We start from the raw sequence: 279 nt of genomic DNA, 5'->3' as shown, positions 1-279 counted from the left end.
GGCAATACGCTGTGATACGCTACGGGCTGCCAGTCGACGCGGCTGGGTATGTCCGATCATTCCGGTCAGGCCACATCCAGCCAGCATAGCAATTTGCGGTAACTGGGTGGTTTTACCAGAACCGGTTTCGCCAGCCACAATAATCACCTGATGCTTTTGAATCGCGGCAATCAGCTTATCAGTGTACTGAGTAACCGGTAGATCCTGATTCAGCTTGATGTTCGGAAGACGTTCAAGCCGTTGCCGTACTTTCAGATTGGATTTTTCAAATAATTCCTG

1 protein-coding gene is annotated in these 279 nt (G+C 49.8%); it reads right to left on the bottom strand.

Annotated elements, in window-relative coordinates; genetic code table 11:
* Window positions 1-279, bottom strand: a 279-nt coding sequence (locus LKL37_RS23025; RefSeq protein ID WP_431612576.1) for a hypothetical protein, incomplete at both ends; no start/stop codon positions are given.

Origin of the sequence: Chryseobacterium sp. 'Rf worker isolate 10', from assembly GCF_050753305.1 — a bacterium.
GTDB lineage: Bacteria > Bacteroidota > Bacteroidia > Flavobacteriales > Weeksellaceae > Chryseobacterium.
This window is presented reverse-complemented; position numbering and strand designations above follow the sequence as displayed.